20 protein-coding genes and 2 riboswitches are annotated in these 18,020 nt (G+C 58.9%); of the genes, 3 read left to right on the top strand and 17 right to left on the bottom strand.

Translation table 11 applies throughout. The features are described from left to right. Nucleotides 1-71 precede the first annotated feature (71 nt). Nucleotides 72-770, top strand: a complete 699-nt coding sequence (locus ACFSYH_RS02625; protein WP_377464931.1) for a maleylpyruvate isomerase family mycothiol-dependent enzyme — start codon at nucleotides 72-74, stop codon at nucleotides 768-770. 13 nt (nucleotides 771-783) lie between these two features. Here the strand turns inward: ACFSYH_RS02625 and ACFSYH_RS02620 are convergent, their stop codons facing one another. The 7 genes from ACFSYH_RS02620 to ACFSYH_RS02590 all read right to left on the bottom strand — a co-directional run bounded on the left by ACFSYH_RS02620 (nucleotide 784) and on the right by ACFSYH_RS02590 (nucleotide 8,145). Next, on the bottom strand, nucleotides 784-1,602 hold the full coding sequence (locus ACFSYH_RS02620; protein WP_377464930.1) for a TrmH family RNA methyltransferase: 819 nt from the start codon (nucleotides 1,600-1,602) through the stop codon (nucleotides 784-786). Nucleotides 1,603-1,873: 271 nt separating this feature from the next. Then, a complete protein-coding gene (locus ACFSYH_RS02615; protein ID WP_377464928.1) occupies nucleotides 1,874-3,448 on the bottom strand; it encodes a bifunctional hydroxymethylpyrimidine kinase/phosphomethylpyrimidine kinase in 1,575 nt (524 codons plus the stop codon). Further along, nucleotides 3,445-4,113 (bottom strand): thiamine phosphate synthase, encoded by a 669-nt coding sequence (gene thiE, locus ACFSYH_RS02610; RefSeq protein WP_377464927.1) that lies wholly within the window; start codon nucleotides 4,111-4,113, stop codon nucleotides 3,445-3,447. Before thiE ends, ACFSYH_RS02615 begins: the two co-directional genes overlap by 4 nt. Then, complete coding sequence (gene thiM / locus ACFSYH_RS02605; RefSeq protein WP_377464926.1) at nucleotides 4,110-5,018, bottom strand: hydroxyethylthiazole kinase; 909 nt, start codon at nucleotides 5,016-5,018, stop codon at nucleotides 4,110-4,112. Before thiM ends, thiE begins: the two co-directional genes overlap by 4 nt. Then, nucleotides 5,012-5,104: riboswitch (TPP riboswitch) on the bottom strand. Its footprint overlaps the gene before it by 7 nt. A gap of 363 nt (nucleotides 5,105-5,467) precedes the next feature. After that, entirely contained in the window at nucleotides 5,468-6,619 is a 1,152-nt protein-coding gene (locus tag ACFSYH_RS02600) for an SPFH domain-containing protein (protein ID WP_377465231.1), read from the bottom strand. A 95-nt stretch (nucleotides 6,620-6,714) separates the two neighbouring features. Beyond that, a complete protein-coding gene (locus ACFSYH_RS02595) occupies nucleotides 6,715-7,152 on the bottom strand; it encodes an NfeD family protein (protein WP_377464925.1) in 438 nt (145 codons plus the stop codon). 186 nt (nucleotides 7,153-7,338) lie between these two features. Beyond that, nucleotides 7,339-8,145: an ABC transporter ATP-binding protein gene (locus tag ACFSYH_RS02590; protein ID WP_377464924.1), complete on the bottom strand. Its 807-nt coding sequence runs from the start codon at nucleotides 8,143-8,145 to the stop codon at nucleotides 7,339-7,341. A gap of 69 nt (nucleotides 8,146-8,214) precedes the next feature. Between ACFSYH_RS02590 and ACFSYH_RS02585 the strand changes: the two genes are divergently transcribed. After that, entirely contained in the window at nucleotides 8,215-9,060 is an 846-nt protein-coding gene (locus tag ACFSYH_RS02585) for a hypothetical protein (protein ID WP_377464923.1), read from the top strand. Nucleotides 9,061-9,225: 165 nt separating this feature from the next. On the opposite strand, the gene ACFSYH_RS02580 is transcribed toward ACFSYH_RS02585, so the two are convergent. The 3 genes from ACFSYH_RS02580 to glgA all read right to left on the bottom strand — a co-directional run bounded on the left by ACFSYH_RS02580 (nucleotide 9,226) and on the right by glgA (nucleotide 11,360). Then, a complete protein-coding gene (locus ACFSYH_RS02580; protein WP_377464922.1) occupies nucleotides 9,226-9,606 on the bottom strand; it encodes a DMT family transporter in 381 nt (126 codons plus the stop codon). Further along, the gene (locus ACFSYH_RS02575; protein ID WP_377464920.1) at nucleotides 9,603-9,917 is read right to left on the bottom strand and encodes a DMT family transporter; all 315 of its coding nucleotides are present in this window, start codon (nucleotides 9,915-9,917) and stop codon (nucleotides 9,603-9,605) included. Before ACFSYH_RS02575 ends, ACFSYH_RS02580 begins: the two co-directional genes overlap by 4 nt. 10 nt (nucleotides 9,918-9,927) lie before the next feature. Beyond that, nucleotides 9,928-9,991, bottom strand: a riboswitch (guanidine-III (ykkC-III) riboswitch). Between the two features lie 142 nt (nucleotides 9,992-10,133). Beyond that, the gene (glgA, locus tag ACFSYH_RS02570) at nucleotides 10,134-11,360 is read right to left on the bottom strand and encodes a glycogen synthase (protein ID WP_377464919.1); all 1,227 of its coding nucleotides are present in this window, start codon (nucleotides 11,358-11,360) and stop codon (nucleotides 10,134-10,136) included. 56 nt (nucleotides 11,361-11,416) lie between these two features. On the opposite strand from glgA, the gene glgC reads away from it, so the two are divergent. After that, complete coding sequence (glgC, locus tag ACFSYH_RS02565; RefSeq protein ID WP_377464918.1) at nucleotides 11,417-12,655, top strand: glucose-1-phosphate adenylyltransferase; 1,239 nt, start codon at nucleotides 11,417-11,419, stop codon at nucleotides 12,653-12,655. A gap of 264 nt (nucleotides 12,656-12,919) precedes the next feature. On the opposite strand, the gene ACFSYH_RS02560 is transcribed toward glgC, so the two are convergent. From ACFSYH_RS02560 to fabI, 7 genes are all read right to left on the bottom strand, one after another. After that, entirely contained in the window at nucleotides 12,920-14,191 is a 1,272-nt protein-coding gene (locus tag ACFSYH_RS02560; protein WP_377464917.1) for a Dyp-type peroxidase, read from the bottom strand. Next, nucleotides 14,175-14,801: a copper chaperone PCu(A)C gene (locus tag ACFSYH_RS02555; protein ID WP_377464916.1), complete on the bottom strand. Its 627-nt coding sequence runs from the start codon at nucleotides 14,799-14,801 to the stop codon at nucleotides 14,175-14,177. The genes ACFSYH_RS02560 and ACFSYH_RS02555 overlap by 17 nt, the downstream gene beginning before the upstream one ends. A 103-nt stretch (nucleotides 14,802-14,904) precedes the next feature. Continuing rightward, nucleotides 14,905-15,471, bottom strand: coding sequence for a hypothetical protein (locus tag ACFSYH_RS02550; protein ID WP_377464915.1), 567 nt, complete (start codon nucleotides 15,469-15,471; stop codon nucleotides 14,905-14,907). A gap of 25 nt (nucleotides 15,472-15,496) precedes the next feature. Beyond that, the gene (gene serB, locus ACFSYH_RS02545) at nucleotides 15,497-16,156 is read right to left on the bottom strand and encodes a phosphoserine phosphatase SerB (RefSeq protein WP_377464914.1); all 660 of its coding nucleotides are present in this window, start codon (nucleotides 16,154-16,156) and stop codon (nucleotides 15,497-15,499) included. An 80-nt stretch (nucleotides 16,157-16,236) separates the two neighbouring features. Beyond that, on the bottom strand, nucleotides 16,237-16,698 hold the full coding sequence (locus tag ACFSYH_RS02540) for a hypothetical protein (protein WP_377464913.1): 462 nt from the start codon (nucleotides 16,696-16,698) through the stop codon (nucleotides 16,237-16,239). A gap of 16 nt (nucleotides 16,699-16,714) precedes the next feature. Further along, nucleotides 16,715-17,242: a SixA phosphatase family protein gene (locus ACFSYH_RS02535; RefSeq protein ID WP_377464912.1), complete on the bottom strand. Its 528-nt coding sequence runs from the start codon at nucleotides 17,240-17,242 to the stop codon at nucleotides 16,715-16,717. 1 nt (nucleotide 17,243) lies between these two features. Then, nucleotides 17,244-18,011 (bottom strand): enoyl-ACP reductase FabI, encoded by a 768-nt coding sequence (gene fabI / locus ACFSYH_RS02530; RefSeq protein ID WP_377464911.1) that lies wholly within the window; start codon nucleotides 18,009-18,011, stop codon nucleotides 17,244-17,246. Nucleotides 18,012-18,020 lie beyond the last annotated feature (9 nt).

Genomic DNA, 18,020 nt, shown 5'->3' with positions numbered 1-18,020 from the left:
TACACATATCCAAGGTGGTGTGGCGGCTCAAGTCTCACGCGCGGGCTGAACCGGTACGCTTGAATACACTGATGTCCGGTTCTCTTGCCGCGCTACTCGCCCGTGCTGGTCGATCACAACGGAAGGTCCCCATGTCCCGCGATGAAGCAAACTTTTGGAATCTGATCCATGCCGAACGACGGAGACTGCTCGCACTACTCGAAACCCTCACCGATGATCAGTGGGCATATCCCTCACTCTGTGGCCGCTGGACCGTTGAGCAGGTCACCGCACACCTGACCGCAGCAGCCCACACAGGGACACTTGCGTGGATTTTCAGCATCGTTCGAGCAGGGTTCAACCCGGCGAAACACAATGATCGTTTACTCTCTCGCTACCTCGGGGAGACACCGGATCACACCCTGAACGAATACCGCGCAAGCGTTGAACTCACCGTGTCCCCTACCAAGGATTATGCGGCGTTCCTTGGCGAAACCATCGTGCACGGCCAAGACATCGCACAACCCTTAGGGCTCAATCTAACTCCTGATCCAACAGCTCTACTTGAGGTCGCACAGTTCTTCGCCGCTAAAGACTTTGCAGTGAACAGTAAAACCCTCGTCTCAGGATTGCGCCTTCACGCGACGGATGCAGATTTTATGACCGGCACCGGACCCTTAGTCGAAGGACCGCTACTAGCGCTTGTCATGGTCATGGCTGGACGCGAACGGTACCTAGATCACTTAACAGGAGACGGACTCAGTGAGCTGGGTGCGAGGCTGCGCAAGTAGAGGCACACGCGCGTCACATGCGAGTTGCGTAGAAAACCACGGCACTCGCTGCGGCCACGTTCAGAGAGTCGACTCCCCCGGCCATCGGAATCTTCACGACTCGCTGAGCGGCCTTGATCGCTCGCTCGGAGAGGCCGTGCCCCTCATTTCCGAAGATCACAGCCATTTTCTCGTGCTCCTCAGCCACAAAATCATCGAGTGTGATCGCATTGTCAGACAGCGCAAGAGCACCCGACACATACCCTGCATCGTGCAGCGGCCCGAGGGCTTCTGGCAGATTACCGATCCGCGTCCACGGAACCTGGAACACCGTCCCCATCGACACGCGCACCGCGCGCCGGTATAGCGGGTCCGCTGATGTCGGCGTGATCAGCACCGCGTCAACGCCGAGTCCCGCAGCGCCACGGAAGGCCGCTCCGATGTTCGTGTGGTCAACCACACCATCGAAGATTGCAACACGTCGGGCGCCTTGGCCGTCTCGCAGCGAGGCGAGCAGTTCACGCGCATCGGGCAGAGGCGGGCGGTGCATCGAGGCCAACGAGCCGCGGTGCACGTTGAATCCGGTGAGTTCTTCCAGCAGTGCGTCAGTGCCCGCAAATACGGGCACGTCAGGGAACTGCTCGATTACGTCGCTCAGCGATTCGACCCATTTGTGCGAGACCAGCAGCGACCGCGGCGTGTGTCCTGCGGCGATGGCCCGCCGCAGCACGATCGCGGATTCCGCGATATACAGCCCTTTTTCGGGTTCGCTTTTGGACCGCAGTTTCACGTCTGTGAGGTTGGTGTAGTCCGTGAGCCGGTCGTCGCTGAGGTCAGTTATCTCGATGAGCACGCTATATTCTCTCAAACCCCGTGCCTATTTCCGACGAGCCGGTCAGTCCCAGCCCACCTCACGCCTTGTTCACCCCCAGCTCACTTTGTTTACAGACGATCTGTTTCTTCCCACCCCTAACCCACGTATGCTCGGCCGGATCAGGTTCCAATGTTTCGGTGCTGTCGGCACTGTCCCCATTATTTATGGCAACACCGCCGACACAGCCGCAACATCGCCTCTGTATCCGGCGGTGTTGGTTTCGTCGCCAAGCCAGAAAAACTACGCCCTATCAGGCGTTCGCAGCAACTAGCCCATCCACTTCCCTGCTAACGCTAGGCAGCACAACGTCGGCCGCATACGCCTGATCGAAGAAATCACGCTCGTACTCGCACGAGGCCAGGAACGCATCGTACATGCGTGCGATCAGCCCTTCGTCGCCTCGCATGGCAGCCCGTTCAACATGGTGGGCCACGATCGCGCGGGCAGACAAGGTCGAGGTTTCAAATCTCGGGTCGCTGTATGCGGCCAACCAGTTGCGATACGGGTGATCCACTCGATTGTGTTCACGGTTCAGCCGGTCTCCCACGTCCTGATACACCCAGTAGCACGGCAGTACTGCGGCGATAAGCTCCTCGTATCGTCTGGCTCGCCCCGCGTTGAGGAAGTGTCTGGTATATGCCCGCGTGATCGCGGATGGCTCGATGTCTTCCACCTCAACTCCACGGGACACTAACCATGAGTCGTGTAGTTGTCGTTCCGCAATGAGGCAGGTATGCGCGCCCTGCATCCAGAATCGTTGCTCGGTGAGTGTCGGGGCAAGGTCTGCGGCCAACGCAAGCGCTTTTGAATATTCCCTCAGGTAGAGTGCGTCCTGTTGGAGGTAGTAGGCAAACCGTTCATCTGGGAGCGTACCCGTACCGAGTTCCATCACGAAACGCAATTCATCGATTTGAGCGCGCACACGAGTGCTGGCTTCCCACCACCCGGCGAGCGTTTGCCGAGGGTCGCGCCCTGCCAGCAATATCCGGGCAGGAGCGGTGACCGCTTCGTCGGTAATGTGTGCCGTGTGGTGGATCGGGCCGTTGCCCTTGCCAAAGGCAAGGGCATCCGCCTGTGCAATTGTGTGTTGCAGCCATGCGCGCGCTTCGGTGAAGGCTGCACCGAGTCCTGCCGGCTGGAAGGCCAGTTTTGTCGCGATTGCCGACGATAGGGCGCAGCCCGTCCCATGAGTTCGGTGGGTGGGTACTCGCGTGTGACTGGTGCGCTCGATGATAGTTCCGGATGACGAAATGATGGCGTCTTGTACGGGGTTCTCACCTAGGTGCCCACCTTTGACCACGACGTGTACGTCCAGTTCCTTTGCGAGATGGAGGCCCTGTTCAATAGCTTCAGCAAAGGTGTTGGCTTCCGGCTGCGCTGTGAGTGTGGCAAGCTCACTCGTGTTGGGGGTGACCACTGTGGCGAGTTTGATGAGGTTTTTAAGCGCATCTAGAGCACGTGGGTCAAAGAGTGAATCGCCGCTCGTAGCAACCATGACTGGGTCGATCACGATAGGCGGTTGGCAGGAAGGATCAAATTCTTCGATCCAGGAGTGAACGGTTTCGATAGCCGTGGTGGAACCAAGCATGCCGATTTTGATCGCGTTGATATGCGTGTCGTTGCGAACGGAATCTAGTTGAGCGCACAGAAGTTGGGCGTCCACCTGCTCGAAGGTACTGACGCCCTGGGTGTTTTGTGCGACCACGGCGGTGATTGCTGAGACGGCATAGCCGCCGAGTGTCGTGATGGTTTTGCAGTCGGCTTGCAGTCCAGCGCCCGAGGTTGGGTCGGTTCCTGCAATGGTGAGAACTACTGGAAATGTCATGGGGTACTCCATGCGGTCTGAAGTTCACGGGCGGCTAGGAATGGGTTGGATGCGGCGCAAATTGCTGAGACAATCGCCATTCCTGCGGCTCCGGCGCGTTTGATGGGTGAGGTGTCGCCAGCAGCGAGTCCACCAATCGCGACAACGGGTATGCGGCTGTGCGCGGTGAGTTCGGCTAGGCGGTCAAAACCGATTCCGGGTGGCGCATCATGCTTGGTTGAGGTGTCGTGGACGGGGCCAATGCCAAAGTAGTCAGCGGCGTGTTGCAGACGCTCGATGGTCTGTTTCTCCCTGGCTGAAACACCGATGATCGCTGTGGGGCCAAGCCTGTCCCTCAGCTCGATGGGGTCTGCGTCATGCAGGCCGACGTGTACTCCGGCAACGTGCAAGCCTGTCGCCAGCGCCTGTTCAAACACATCGACCCGGTCATTGATGATGAGGGGAACTCTGCGACCAATCGCCATATACACGGATTCGATCTCACGCAGGAACTCAGAATCGGTTGCATCCTTCATACGCAGTTGAACGCACGTAGCTCCGCCGCACACTGCATCCGATACCGTCTGGGCAACCGACCGTCCCGCTCGTTGGCACTGCTCACGATCGGTCACCAAATACGTTGCCAACTGTCGGGCGTCGATCCGCGGAGTGAGGGTCGCTGTCATGAGTTCTCTGGGTTTTTGGCTGCCATATCATCTGCGACGGTCACCCGTCCGTGCGCGGCGAAGGCCCCTCCATCGGCTGCAGCAAGCGCATCAACAAAGTGCACCGCGAAAGTCCCTGGCCCTGATGCCTGACGTTCGGCGTATTCGGCAGCCACTCCATACACACTGTGGGCAAGCACGGCGGCAAGGAACGGGTCTGTTCGAAGAATGCCAAGGTATGCGGCCACGACAGCTCCGAGGGCGCAACCTCCTCCCGTCACCTTCGTCAGCAGTTCGGAGCCGTTGTCCACGCATACGACCCGGTCAGTCCTCGGAGTCCCCACCTGTGCGATGCTCTCAGAATGCCCAGCCTGAACAATCAAGTCCCGTTCCCCCGACACGCACACAACTGCACCAGTATGTCGGCTCAACGAGAGGGCAGCATCAAAGGCCTCCTCGATATGCGCGGTTGAATCAGTTCCACGTCCGCCAACGCCTTGACCAGCCAGCGCCACGATTTCGGAGGCGTTGCCTCGGATTGCAGTTGGCCGGAACTCAAGCAGGTCACTGGCAAGAGCTGTACGAACCGGAAGGGCACCAACCGCTACCGGGTCGAGCACCCACGGTGTTCCACCCTGTTGAGCAGAGTGCGCAGCCTCAACCATCGCTTCGCGTCGGTTAGCGTACGGCGTCCCCACATTAATCAACACGCCGCTGGCGATCCGGGCGAACGGTCCCGCCTCGTCGGCAATGTCAACCATTGCCGGGGAACCGCCCGCAGCCAGGACAACGTTTGCGGTGAACTGCATGACCACGGCGTTGGTCAAGCATTGGACCAGCGGTGTTTTTGCGCGGACGGTATCAACCATGCCGCTCAGGGTGCTGATTTCGGGTAGGACAAAGTCAGGTAAAAGTATGCGCGGCATCTTCGCGACATCCCTTCGCTAGTACTAACTAGAGCAGGTTCAACGGGTGTGATCTCAGCCCAGTGCGGGCACCCCGTGTCAACGCCTCCACCCTAACGCTGCCCGCTCCCCAAAAGCGAGCGTCGTTTTGAACTGCGAGACTCATGGGGACATCTGCCTCACCTGATCCATGCCGCGCGCTTCTCTCCTCCTCCCCCCCCCGAGCACACCTACTCTGATCGGATGTTGCGCCGAACTCAGCCTTTTACCCACGAACTCAGCTCGGAGCGGGCTGAGTTCGTGGGTAAAAGGCTGAGTTCGATCCCGATGTGGATCAGGAAACTTTCTGCGACTCGTACCCATCGCGGCGTCGCCGGAACTCGCGTTCCTGCAGATTCGCGCCACCCGAACAAAAAAGGGACCGAACACCATTGGTGTTCGGTCCCTTGGAGCTAGAGACTAGCTAAACGTCACTGCTGCGTTGGCGGCAGATCTGCTGGTGGTTCCTGATAGACAGGTGGGTGCGGAGGCAGTGGAGCCTGCCCGGCAACAGCACCTGGATCTGCTGGAACGCCGGAACGAGTACCCGCGGAACTGGCGTCTGCGGATGCAGCCTCAGCCTGACGACGAGCCTCGGCAAGAGCCTCAGTCGGGTCAGTCAAACCTGCGGAACGCTCCATGCGCTCACGACGCTCACGACGGCTTTCTGCTGCCTCCTTGCTTGCGGCAAGAGCATCGAGGTCAACGCTCGGTGGCTGAACACCGGTGAAACCGCTGGCAATACCGCTGAGTGCAGCGGTGAATTCCGCTGGAACAACCCACATCTTCGACGACGATCCGTTTGCGATCTCTGGAAGCATCTGTAGGTACTGGTATGCGAGGAGCTTCGGGTCAGCGTCACCCTCGTGGATTGCGTCGAAGACCTGGAGGATAGCGCGTGCTTCACCTTCAGCCTTGAGGATCGCGGACTGTGCCTCACCTTCAGCGCGAAGGATCTGTGCCTGCTTCTCACCTTCAGCGGTAAGAATCTGGGACTGCTTGACACCCTCAGCGGTCAGGATAGCCGCACGACGGTCACGCTCTGCACGCATCTGCTGTTCCATCGAACCCTGAACCGATGCCGGTGGGTCAATCGCCTTGAGTTCGACACGGTTGACGCGGATACCCCAACGACCGGTGGCCTCATCGAGAACACCACGAAGCTGACCGTTGATCTGGTCACGCGAGGTCAGAGTCTGCTCAAGGTCCATCGAACCGATGACGTTACGCAGGGTGGTAACGGTCAACTGCTCGATAGCGGTGATGTAGTTCGCGATCTCGTAGACTGCGGACTTCGGGTCGGTGACCTGGAAGTAGATAACCGAGTCGATCGACACCACGAGGTTGTCGGAGGTGATCACCGGTTGTGGCGGGAAGGAGACGACCTGCTCACGAAGGTCCACTCCAGCGCGTACACGGTCCACGAATGGAACGAGGAAGTGCATACCTGCGTCCATGGTGCGCGAGTAGCGACCCAGACGCTCAACGATGAGTGCAACCGTTTGAGGAACAATACGAACGGACTTGAACAGCAACGTGATCACGAAGATCGCCAGGACGGCAATCACGATCACGATCAGGATGGTTCCACCATCCACAGTTGTTTCATTAGGCACTATAAGCCTCTCTTTCTCTTGGTTGCGAGATCCCGCGCCTTGCCGGCACGAGTGTTAAGCAATTAGACGCCGGGGGCCGGATCAACGACCGCAGTCGCGCCGTCAATCTGGACGACAACTACGTTCGCGCCTTCCACGATAGGCGCGCCGGACAGGGAACGCGCAGTCCACACTTCACCGTTGAACTTCACGCGGCCTGAGACTCCGTCAACGTGGGTGACGGCGATACCGGATTGTCCGACATAGCTGGCAGCGTTCGTCTCCGATCCACTTTGCCAGAAACGTAACTTCTCCAACGCCCATTTTCGGACGAAAACCAGCAACAGTATGGAGACAACAGCCCATATAAGAACTTGTGACAGAATCGATTCAACACCCAGCGCTGCAGCGATGCCTGCGGCCAGAGCACCACCGGCAAGCATGAGGAGCACGAGGTCGAGCGTCACGATTTGAACGATGACGAGCACAATCGCAATGATTAGCCAGATCCACCAAGCCATTAAAAGCTCCTTAAAGATTTGGGTTTGTTTGTGTCAATTTACCTGAAATGCGGGCAATAGCCTAGTGATTTTTCCGGCCAGCCTCGAACAGTTTGAGACATCACCCACTTGCTTCGTCCACGCTGGTGCGACTGTCATAAAAAGTGCCCCGAACCTACAGATCCGGGGCACTTCACAAACATCAGGTCATCCTCGCGGTACGTTTAGGCGCGCTGCGGCGCGTGCACTCCAGCGGTCACTGTCCTTGGTTACCTTCAACGGCAGTCCAAAGGCACCAGACAGGTTCTCGTCCGTGAGAGTTTCATCGATTGGCCCTGCGGCGTATGCGCCACCGTCCTTCAGAAGCAGCAGGTGCGTAAACCCTGGGGGGATTTCCTCCACGTGGTGGGTGACAAGCACGAGAACAGGCGCGGCCTCATACTCGGCAAGTTCGCTGAGCGCTGCGATCAGTTCCTCACGTCCACCAAGGTCGAGTCCGGCACCTGGCTCATCAAGCAGAAGAAGTTCCGGGTCAGTCATAAGTGCGCGGGCGATCTGCGTCCGCTTGCGTTCGCCTTCAGACAGGGTGCCGTAGTGGCGGTTCTTCAATTCCGATACGCCGAACGCAGCCATGAGGTCTTGAGCACGCTCAACGTCGAAGTCATCGTACTCTTCGTTCCAACGTCCGGTGCGCCCGTATGCTGCGGTCAACACGACATCCTGAACACGCTCATCACCGGGGATGCGTTCGGCCAGTGCGGCGCTTGCCAGTCCGACGCGCGGACGTAGTTCGAACACGTCCACTTTGCCCATTTGCTCGCCGAGTACCTTAACGGTTCCGCTGGTGGGGTGCATACGCGTGGATGCCAGTTGCATCAGCGTCGTCTTTCCCGCACCGTTACGCCCGAGGACGATCCAGCGCTCCCCTTCCTCAACCCGCCACGACAGGTCGTTCACAATGTTTTTCGTTCCGCGGCGAACATTTACATTTTCGAGGTCAAGCACCGAAGTCATGTCATAAACTCTAATCCGATTTGTTGTCCCGTGGCACCTGCCGCACGGACCTAATGAAGGTTTGAGTTTGTGAGTTCTTCCACAGGCGGCTTGCCCCGCCCGTTTCGTAGCAGCGATCCACGCGCGATCCTGCCCCGTTCCGTGTCATTGGCGCTCTGGCTGCCTCGCGCTGCAGGTGGGTATTGCTCCCCTGAAGTCGCTGTCGCACGTGTCCAACACGAGGATGAGCCGCACACCGTGAGCGTTCAGATCGATTCCGAGGAGAAGGTCATCTCGCTCATCGAGTTTGTGCGTTCACTGTCCGGTTCACTCATTTCCGCGGGGTGCGCTTTCCCTGTGCCTGGTGACATCGCCTCAGCTCCATATTTCGCCGCCCACGAAGGCGTTGAGGCCGAAGAGCTTGTGCTGCTGCGGTTACGGGAACGCGATGGAACCCAGCGGAATATTGCGCTGATTCCACAGATTGACCGGTTTGGGAACCACATCGAGGAAGGTTACCTTGTGCGCTGGCGACGCGTGGAGGTCAGCTCGTGGGAGTACCAAATCCTTGCAAGCGCCGGTTCAATCGCCGAGGCATCCCGTGAGGTCCGCAGTGGGCTCATCACCATCGCCGAGGAACTGATGAACCTGGACGTCGCAAAACCGTCCGATCGGTACGGTGATCTGGTCGATCTGCTCCGAGACTCCGTGGACATCACCACATTTGTTCCCGACGACACCCCAGCCCGTGTGGTCAGTCTCCTTGAGTTGTCGGCTAGGCTACGCGCGATAGTTGATATTGCGCGCTTCGATGACGGCGGCGCACTCTCCAGCGCAGTCGCTGACCGGCGGCTGGCGCTGCTGCGACAGGTGGACGCGACCGCTCGCCGTGCAATGGAAGCGGCCGCGCTCACCTCGCCACTCGTCACCGACTAGGAACATACCCCTGCCCTATCTACTTGGTGGCAGTTGATGCTTCTAAACTTTGAGCGGTGTGTGGGTTTACTCGCCAAAATGTGCCTAAACCCGCCACACGTTGGCGAGTAAACCCACACACTGGCGGAGAAAACTCGGCAGGAACTCGCTACACCACGCCCCTGCCTACGCTTCTCTACCCTGTTCTCTGCCCAGGGCTTTGAGACCCACGGTGCATCCAACAATCCCCACCAGGAACAGGATCTTGAGTGGGCTTGCTGTTTCGGTTCCAGTGATGATCGCGTAGGTCACCGTGAGCACGGCACCTAGCCCAGTCCACACCGCGTAGGCGGTACCAATCGAAATCTCATGCATCGCGATGGCCAGTCCGATCATCGAGACAGCAACGGCGAGAATAAACACAATGGTCGGTGCTGGTTTGGTAAATCCGTCTGACAGTCCAAGCGCAGTAGCCCAGACCGCCTCGAACACGGCGCTGACAATCAGGACAGCCCATGCAGCATTCGGGCTCATACGCGCATCCTGCAGGTTCTTGAGGCCGATCATGCGACCACCTTCAAGCCAATGACGCAGGCGACAATGCCCAGCAGGAGAAGTATCCGCGCAGTTGTAGCCTTTTCCTCGCCGCGAATCATCGCAATGGCGACCGTGAGCACCGCCCCGATTCCCACCCAGACCGCATATGCGGTTCCCGTGGGAATCTCTCGCATCGCATAGGCAAGCCCGGCCATCGAGGCAATCATCGCGATAAAGAACACGATGGTGGGAGCAGTTTTCTTGAATTTCTCTGATGCGCCCAATGCGGTGGCCCACACAGCCTCCAGCATTCCCGACGCAATGAGCACTAGCCAGTGCATGTTGGGTTCCTTTGGCCAGTCTTTTCGCTCACCGGGTACTGATCCGTCGTCCGGGGCCTCGTGTTGAGTGCCTACGTTCAAGGCTAGCAACGAATCTGAATCCCTGCCGGTGACCTTGACCACCACGTATGGCAGATCGATACAGCACGCGCCGCGAGCAGGATGTCTTCCTGCTCGCGGCGCGGTGGACTAACTACGCTGGAAGGCGGCTAACGGTCAGGACGCCGCAGACTCGTCGAGAATCTGGCGATACAAGGCCATCGTGCGCTCCCCGATCGCCTCCCACGAGAAGTGGTCCTCAACTCGCTTGCGTGCGGCGAGGCCCATCTCGGCTGCGCGTGCCGGATCGGCTAGAACCCTGTTCAGGGTGTCAGACAGATCGGCAACAAACTTGTCGGGGTCAATCGGGGTTCCGGTGCCGTCCTGAACCTGCTCGATGGGCACAAGATAACCGGTGACGCCATCGTCGATCACCTCGGGGATGCCACCGGTTGCGCTGCCAACGACTGGCAGGCCACAGGCCATAGCCTCAAGGTTGACGATGCCGAGAGGTTCGTAAATCGATGGGCAGACAAACACCGTCGAGGCAGCGAGAACGGCCACGAGTTCCTCCCGTGGAAGCATCTCCTCAATCCAGATGACACCACTGCGACGTTTACCCAACTCGGCAAAGGCGTCAGAAACTTCCTTGGCGATCTCTGGGGTGTCTGGGGCGCCCGCGCACATGATGAGTTGCACGTCCGCGGGCAGGTTCTCTGCTGCACGCAACAGGTACGGCAAACCCTTTTGGCGGGTGATTCGGCCAACAAAAACGACAGCGCGGCGCTCGGGGTCAATGCCAAGCCTGCGCACCACACCGTCCGCGGTCTCAGCCGCCTTGCCCATAGGACGCTGCCAACCCGACAGGTCGATACCGTTGTGGATCACATGAACCTTTGCCGGGTCCACGTTTGGGTACGAACGCAAGATGTCATCCCGCATACCACCCGAAACCGCGATAATGCCCGCAGCGGCCTCGTATGCGGTCTTCTCAATCCAACTCGAGACCGCATAGCCGCCGCCAAGTTGCTCCGCCTTCCACGGACGGAGCGGTTCAAGTGAATGCGCGGACAGCACATGCGGGACACCGTGCAGCAGCGAGGCAACATGACCGGCGAAGTTCGCGTACCACGTGTGCGAGTGCACCACATCGGCACCAGCAACCTTGTCCGCGATCTGCAGGTCCACGCCCATCGTCGCGAGCGTCGGATTTGCGCCTGCGAGTTCACTCGGAATGGAGTATCCCGTTACGCCCTCCATGCCCAGGTCATCTCGCGGCCCGTCAAAGCAATGTACCCGCACATCAGCGTGCTCACGCAGCACTGCAGAAAGCTCAGCGGCATGAACACCGGCACCCCCGTAGATAAACGGTGGGTATTCTCTAGTCAAAAGATCGATTCGCACACAGACACGGTACAACTTTTTATGCGAATTGCGTCACAACGACATAGAGTTCAGTCATGGCTAATCCAAAAGTTCTCGCGATTGTCCTCGCCGGTGGTGAAGGTAAGCGCCTGATGCCTCTCACGAAGCATCGCGCTAAGCCGGCTGTGCCTTTCGGTGGCATCTACCGCCTCGTTGACTTCGCCCTATCGAATCTCGTCAACTCGAACTACCTGCACATCGTCGTGCTCACGCAATACAAATCCCACTCGCTGGACCGTCACATCTCAAAGACCTGGCGCATGTCACCTCTGCTCGGTAATTTCGTGTCCTCGGTGCCTGCGCAACAGCGTGTGGGTAAGCGGTGGTATCTCGGTTCCGCGGACGCAATCTACCAGTGCCTGAACATCATTGAGGATGAACGTCCTGACATCGTGGTTGTGGTCGGCGCTGACCACGTCTACCGCATGGACTTCTCCCAGATGGTGGACGCACACATAGCATCCGGCGCCGAGATCACAGTCGCCGGTATCCGCCAGCCCATTGAACTCGCGCCGGAGTTCGGTGTCATAGACATCGACTCTGAGAATCCGAACCGAATCCGCGCGTTCCTAGAGAAGCCACAGAATCCTGTCGGTCTTCCGGATGCCCCACACGAGGTTCTCGCTTCAATGGGTAACTACGTCATGAACACGGACGCACTGGTGGAGGCCGTGTCCAGGGATGCTGACAACGATGATTCCAAGCACGACATGGGTGGGGACATCGTCCCTTACTTCGTGAACCGTGGAACCGCTGGCTTCTACGATTTCAAGGACAACGATGTCCCAGGATCGACCGACCGTGACCGTAACTACTGGCGCGACGTGGGTACCATCGAGTCCTACTATGAGGCAAACAAGGACCTTATCGCGGTCAACCCCGTGTTCAACATGTACAACGACGAGTGGCCACTGTACACGGGTTACACCGGTTTACCGCCTGCCAAGTTCGTGCACGCTGGTCCGGGTCGTCTCGGTCACGCCGCTGACTCGATTGTTTCACCCGGCGTAGTGATTTCTGGGGCGACCGTGGTTGGTTCGATTCTGTCTCCGGGTGTGCGGTTGCACTCGTGGTCGTCTGTGTCTGACTCTGTGCTCATGGATGACGTGGTTGTACACCGGCACGCGCAGGTGCACCGCGCAATCCTGGACAAGAACGTTGTGGTCAAAGAACGCGCCCGCATTGGAATTGATTCCGACGAGGATCGCCGCCGCGGTTTCACCGTCACTGAAGAGGGAATCACCGTGGTCCCGAAGGGCACCATCGTCGAGTAGGTTGCAGTAATCACTCCAAAAACGGGTGGGCACTCCAATATGGAGTGCCCACCCGTTTTTTCGCGCCATCCAGATGATCCTGCAAATTGCCGACGATACGGTTTACTCCTGTCTGCTCCGCGTCTTCCAGCACGGTTCAGTGAGGCGTATTTGCGCCCAGCATCTTCCAGCGGCATCGAACAAGAAAGAGTGCGTTTTCGGGAACTCAGGTTCAACTTCAACGAGAGCGCATTGTGAGCAAGGTTCTAGTCGCTCTCGCCCTGGCTACAGAGCCTGCTCGATGATGCGCTGACCCAAATACTCACCCTCGCGGCAACCCGGTAGGATCGCGCACACTGCCGAACCAATGGGAACCGTCCATTCGTTGAGCGCGTCAAGGTCAGCCAACCGCTGCTGGATCGGCATGTACTGATCCACGATACTTGCCTGGTACGACAAGAACACCAGACCGGTATTGTGCGCCTGACCAGACTCGGGAGCATTGTCATAGTTGTATGACCTTCGAAATATTCGCTCATTCGAGTTTTCCGAACGCGCCCGGCGCACATGCGAGTACGGTGCAATCTTCTCGAAGCCCAGCGGACCGCGCGCATCGAAGTCCGGTTCATCATGCTCATGGACTCCAGAAAGCGGCGCACCTGAGTCGATCCTGCGCCCTATCACGTCTTCGCGGGCCACACGGTCAACCTCTTCCCAGGTGTCCAGGATCATCATAATTCGTCTGATGACGAGCGTACTTCCGCCATTCCACACGCCTGCGTTCTCCATGAACACCTGGGGGTTGTCCTGGGTGACCGCCGGATTGACCGTGCCATCCACCTGCCCCATCAGATTGCGCGGAGTCTCACCCTCAGGCCGTGAATGCCGTGCCCCACTGAATCCGTCCTGCAGCCAGCGCAGGCTGGCCCACGAGCGTAGTTGACTCACGAACAACCTGCGGGAGTTGGACAGCGCAATCTGGTCGTCTCCGCAGATCTGGATGATCAGGTCTCCCCCGCACCAACGTTCCTGCAGTTGGTCAATCCGATATGCAGGCAGATCCTGTAACCAGTGGGGTTTTCGCTCAGGCATGCCGAACCGATCAAAGAAATGCGGTCCAACACCGACCGTCACGGTCAGTCCCGCTGGATACTGCGCGAGTTCTCGATCGTTATCCGCCAAGCCACCTTTCCCGGCCATGAGGCGTTCCGCGTCCTGCGTCAGCACCCGAAGCATACGTTGTGCGTCTTGTGGAGTTTGGCCCTCACGAACAGTGAAAGCCATCATGAGTAGATTAGCTTGGTGCCGGGACACAATCCCCGGCTGGACTACGCCATGGAACTCCGCAGTCTCAGAGCCAAACACGTTGAACGTGGGTTTCGCCTCCTGCACGCTTGGCGCGGCAGTGCGCCGCTCGGTCAGAAAACCGAGCGACGCACCCACTGCGGTGGTGGCTCCTACGATCAGCCCTGATTTCAGAAGCATCCGCCGCCCAACGAGAACATCGCGTGAGGCATCTTGCGGGTCATTGGGCTGTGGATCAGTGGTCGGAGTCATGATCCTCATGACCGTGTTCTCCCTGCTTCGCGGTTTCCTCGTGCGCGTATTCCTCCTGCGCACCAGAGAACTCCCGCACGGTCGCTGGAACCACGAGTTCCTCACCCGAAGCGAAACCGAGCGTGATGTCAACGACATCGCCCGCGACGAAGTCCGCGGACAACTCCATGAGCATGATGTGTTCTCCGCCCGGTTCCAGGATGCGTTCGCCCTGCGCGGGGATCTCGAATCCGCCATCTACCTTGCGCATGATCGTTGCTCCGTGGTCATCGGCAACGGTCTCGTGCAACTCGATCAGTTCAGCGCCTTCCACAGTCGCTGAAACCAATTCCACTGGGTCGTCCGTGCTGTTTTTGAGCGTCATGAACGCTGCCGTCATAGCATGCGTGTCGCCTGCGCCTGCGGCCTTGATCCAAGGATCAACCGCAGTGATTGCCTGACCGCGACTGGCCTCTCTGTGGGTTTCCTGGCTCGAAGCGTTGTCTTTGGCAGCTTCTGTGTTGCCGCCGCAGGCAGTCGCAGTGAAGGCCAGTGTCGCGGCACACAGGATCATGCCAGCGAGTCGTACGGAGTTGCGCATGGGCGCGCCAAAGTTGGTTGTGATGTTCATTTTTCCTCTGTGTGTGAGTTGTCGAAGGCTCGTGAGCGCGGCGCGGCTTACGGGCGCGCACGCGTAGCCCTACCTATTGATAGGAGGGCTGGGAACCGGAATTTCAGACGAATAGAGGAAGAGGTGGCCCGCGGCGTGGATGGAAACGGGAGAACAGACGCGAGCACAAGGAGGAAACGACGGTCGTGCCGCTGCGCATAGGCCGATATATTGGCACGACGGCGATGAGTTGCTGCGGTACGAATACCACCAGGAGACCGCTGAGGGCGCTCAGGAAATCATCGATCCGATGCAGAATCATGCTGAGTGCGATCGCAGATACGATGTGAGTTGCGAGCATTGCAGGAGTCAGATGGCCATGCACGCTGGCTTGGCCAATCTGCATCAGACCTGCGGACTCAAGATGGACCTGGTGAGCACCATGTAGGTCACCGCTCAGCGTGAAACTGGGAACCCCGAGTGAAAAGTGTGCGATGGCCTGGGCCATCACCGCAACGCCGATGGTCACGATGCGGCGATTCAACCGCGCTGCAACCGCCGCACATGGCATCAGGAGGACTACGGTGACAAGAAGCCCTGTAAGCGTGGGCAGGCTCTGCGCCACAAGTGCATGAGCGCTCATGGCGAGCGTGGCCAAGACTAGCCACATCGCTGCAAAACGCTGAATCATGCCTCTACCCTAGCGTGTTGTCGCCCTAGCGATGCGCGTCGATCACTTCAAGCGCACGCAGCATTGATCCGGTCACTGCGTAGTCGGCTTGTTCAGCCACGATGGGCTTGGCGTTGAAGGCGATGCCTATTCCAGCGGCATGGATCATGTCGAGGTCATTTGCTCCATCGCCGAGAGCTACGGTTCGGTTCATTGGGATTGCGAGCTTCGCCGCATTGGAGCGCAGAAACTGTTCTTTAAACGCCCGATCCACGACCTGCCCACTGGTGCGTCCGGTCAGGACACCGTTGTCCACCTCGAGAGCGTTGGCGTGGAAGCGAGTGACGTTGACCTCGGCGGCGAGTCCAGCGACGATCTCCTCAAATCCTCCGGAGACAAGGGCTACCTCCCAGCCGCGTTCTTGACAGGCACCAATGAATTCCTGGGCACCGTCAGAGAACGTTATTCGCGAGCGCACGGATTGGAGTTGCTCGGTGGTAACGCCTTTGAGAGTTGCCACGCGTTGCTCAAGTGACTGCGCGAAGTCGAGTTCCCCTCTCATCGCGGCCTCGGTGACCGCTGCAACCTGCTCCAGTGTCCCGGCATGCTGAGCTATCAGTTCGATGACTTCCTGCTGGATCAGGGTCGAGTCGACATCCATGACGATCAGTCTGCGTGCGGCGGGATCAGTTGTGTATGCAGTCACCGGAATAGGTTATCGCGCTAGGTGGTGGCTCGAGCGCGCGTCCACACCCTGAACCCTGCCCCAAGACGACAGGCACAAAACTATTGAGATGCCTCGTACAGTTCGTCTTCTGAGGGTTGCGGGCCGCGCGCGTCAAAGTGTGCGCAGATGATGGTGGCCACGCACAGGCCGATACCGATAATCCCCATGGGGTTGGAGAAACCGATGGCCAGACCGATCTGTCCTGGCGTGTCCCCTGTCGCCACGGCGTGCAGGGTACCGTCGATCCGGTCAGGAATCAGGAATCCAAGCAGAGTGAAGCACAACCAGGCACCGCTCATCACGATGAGGGTCCTGGGCTGTGTTGGATGGCCGCTGCGCGTGGTCCGTGAGATATTGCGTGCGATCAGAAGATGCAGTGTGATGATGGGCAGACCCAGTAGCAAAATGTACAGCCCTGTGAACGACCCGAGCAGACCAAACAGTCCACGGCCAAAGACAACCCACGCGGCAGACAACAGGCCAGCACCGCCGAACAGCAGATACGGATGCTTGATGTTCATGACCTGGAATGGAACCCTAGACCTGCGGGCGAGCGCTCAGCGTCAGACGCGCGGTTGCCTCAGCCCAGGCGCTCCAAGGCAGTGTGGATTCGAGGACGGCGAAGGCGCTGGTCTGTAGCCCGAAGCGAACTTTGTTGTATGCCTCTAGGTCCGAATCAGGCCCGCCAAGGTGTGCGGCGAGACCGGACATGGTGGGCTCGTGTCCCACGATCAAGGCGGTGGAACACGAGCCGTCAAGTTCACCGATCATGGACAGGACGTCCTGTGGATGCGCCAGATACAACGCATCGGTGATCTCAGCGAATGAAGCCTCTACGTCAAGACCGTTAGAAAGCAGTTCCCAGGTCTGTCGGGTGCGTAACGCTCCCGATACCATGACTCGATCTGGGGTCACGCCCAGTTCGACCAGGAGTGGCCCGGCGGCGTTCGCCTGCCTACGCCCGTTAAGGGCTAGGGGCCGCATCTCGTCTGACACGGAGCCTGCTGGCTCGGCCTTTGCATGCCGCATAAGCACGAGTCGGCGCGTTTCATTCGCTGAATTCACATCACTGTCCCATCGCGTGGACGCCTCCGTCCACGTGGACGATTTCGGCGGTCGTTGCTGGGAACCAGTCTGACAGCAGGGCGGCTACCGCGCGAGCGGCAGGCTCTGGATCAGTCTGATCCCACCCGAGCGGGGCGCGCTCAGGCCAGGACCCCTCCATCTGTTCGAAGCCTGGAATGGACTTCGCAGCGGTGGTTCGGATTGGTCCCGCAGATACGAGGTTAACCCGAATCTTGTCTGGACCGAGATCACGGGCGAGATAACGCGCCGTGGATTCGAATGCGGCCTTTGCCACACCCATCCAGTCATAAACAGGCCATGCGAACTGTGCATCGAAGGTCAGACCAACCACCGAACCACCGTTCCTCATGAGTGGTTTTGTGGCTACTGCCAGCGACTTTAGCGAGAACGCGGAGACTTCGAGAGCAGTCGCGACATCTGCCCATTCGCCGGCCAGGAAGTTGCCGCCCATAACGGACTGAGGGGCGAATCCGATGGAGTGAACTACCCCATCGAGAGAATCAACGTGTTCCAAGACACGTGCTTCCAACTGTGCGAGGTCGTCCTCGTTGGTGACGTCCAGTTGCAGAACCTCGGGGGTAACGGGCAAACGCTTGGCGATGGCTGCGGTCAATCGAGCCTGGCGGCCAAACGAGGTCAGGATGACCTGAGCGCCTTCCTGCTGCGCGAGTTTTGCAACGTGAAATGCGATTGAGCCATCGGTGAGCACACCGGTGACGAGGATTTTCTTGCCTTCGAGCAGACCCATGCTGTTTTC

The sequence above is a fragment of the Populibacterium corticicola genome (genome assembly GCF_042683685.1).
In the GTDB taxonomy this organism is placed as follows: Bacteria; Actinomycetota; Actinomycetes; order Actinomycetales; family Cellulomonadaceae; genus Timonella; species Timonella corticicola.
The sequence above is the reverse complement of the archived record's forward strand: the minus strand, read 5'-3'. Positions and strand labels throughout refer to the sequence as shown.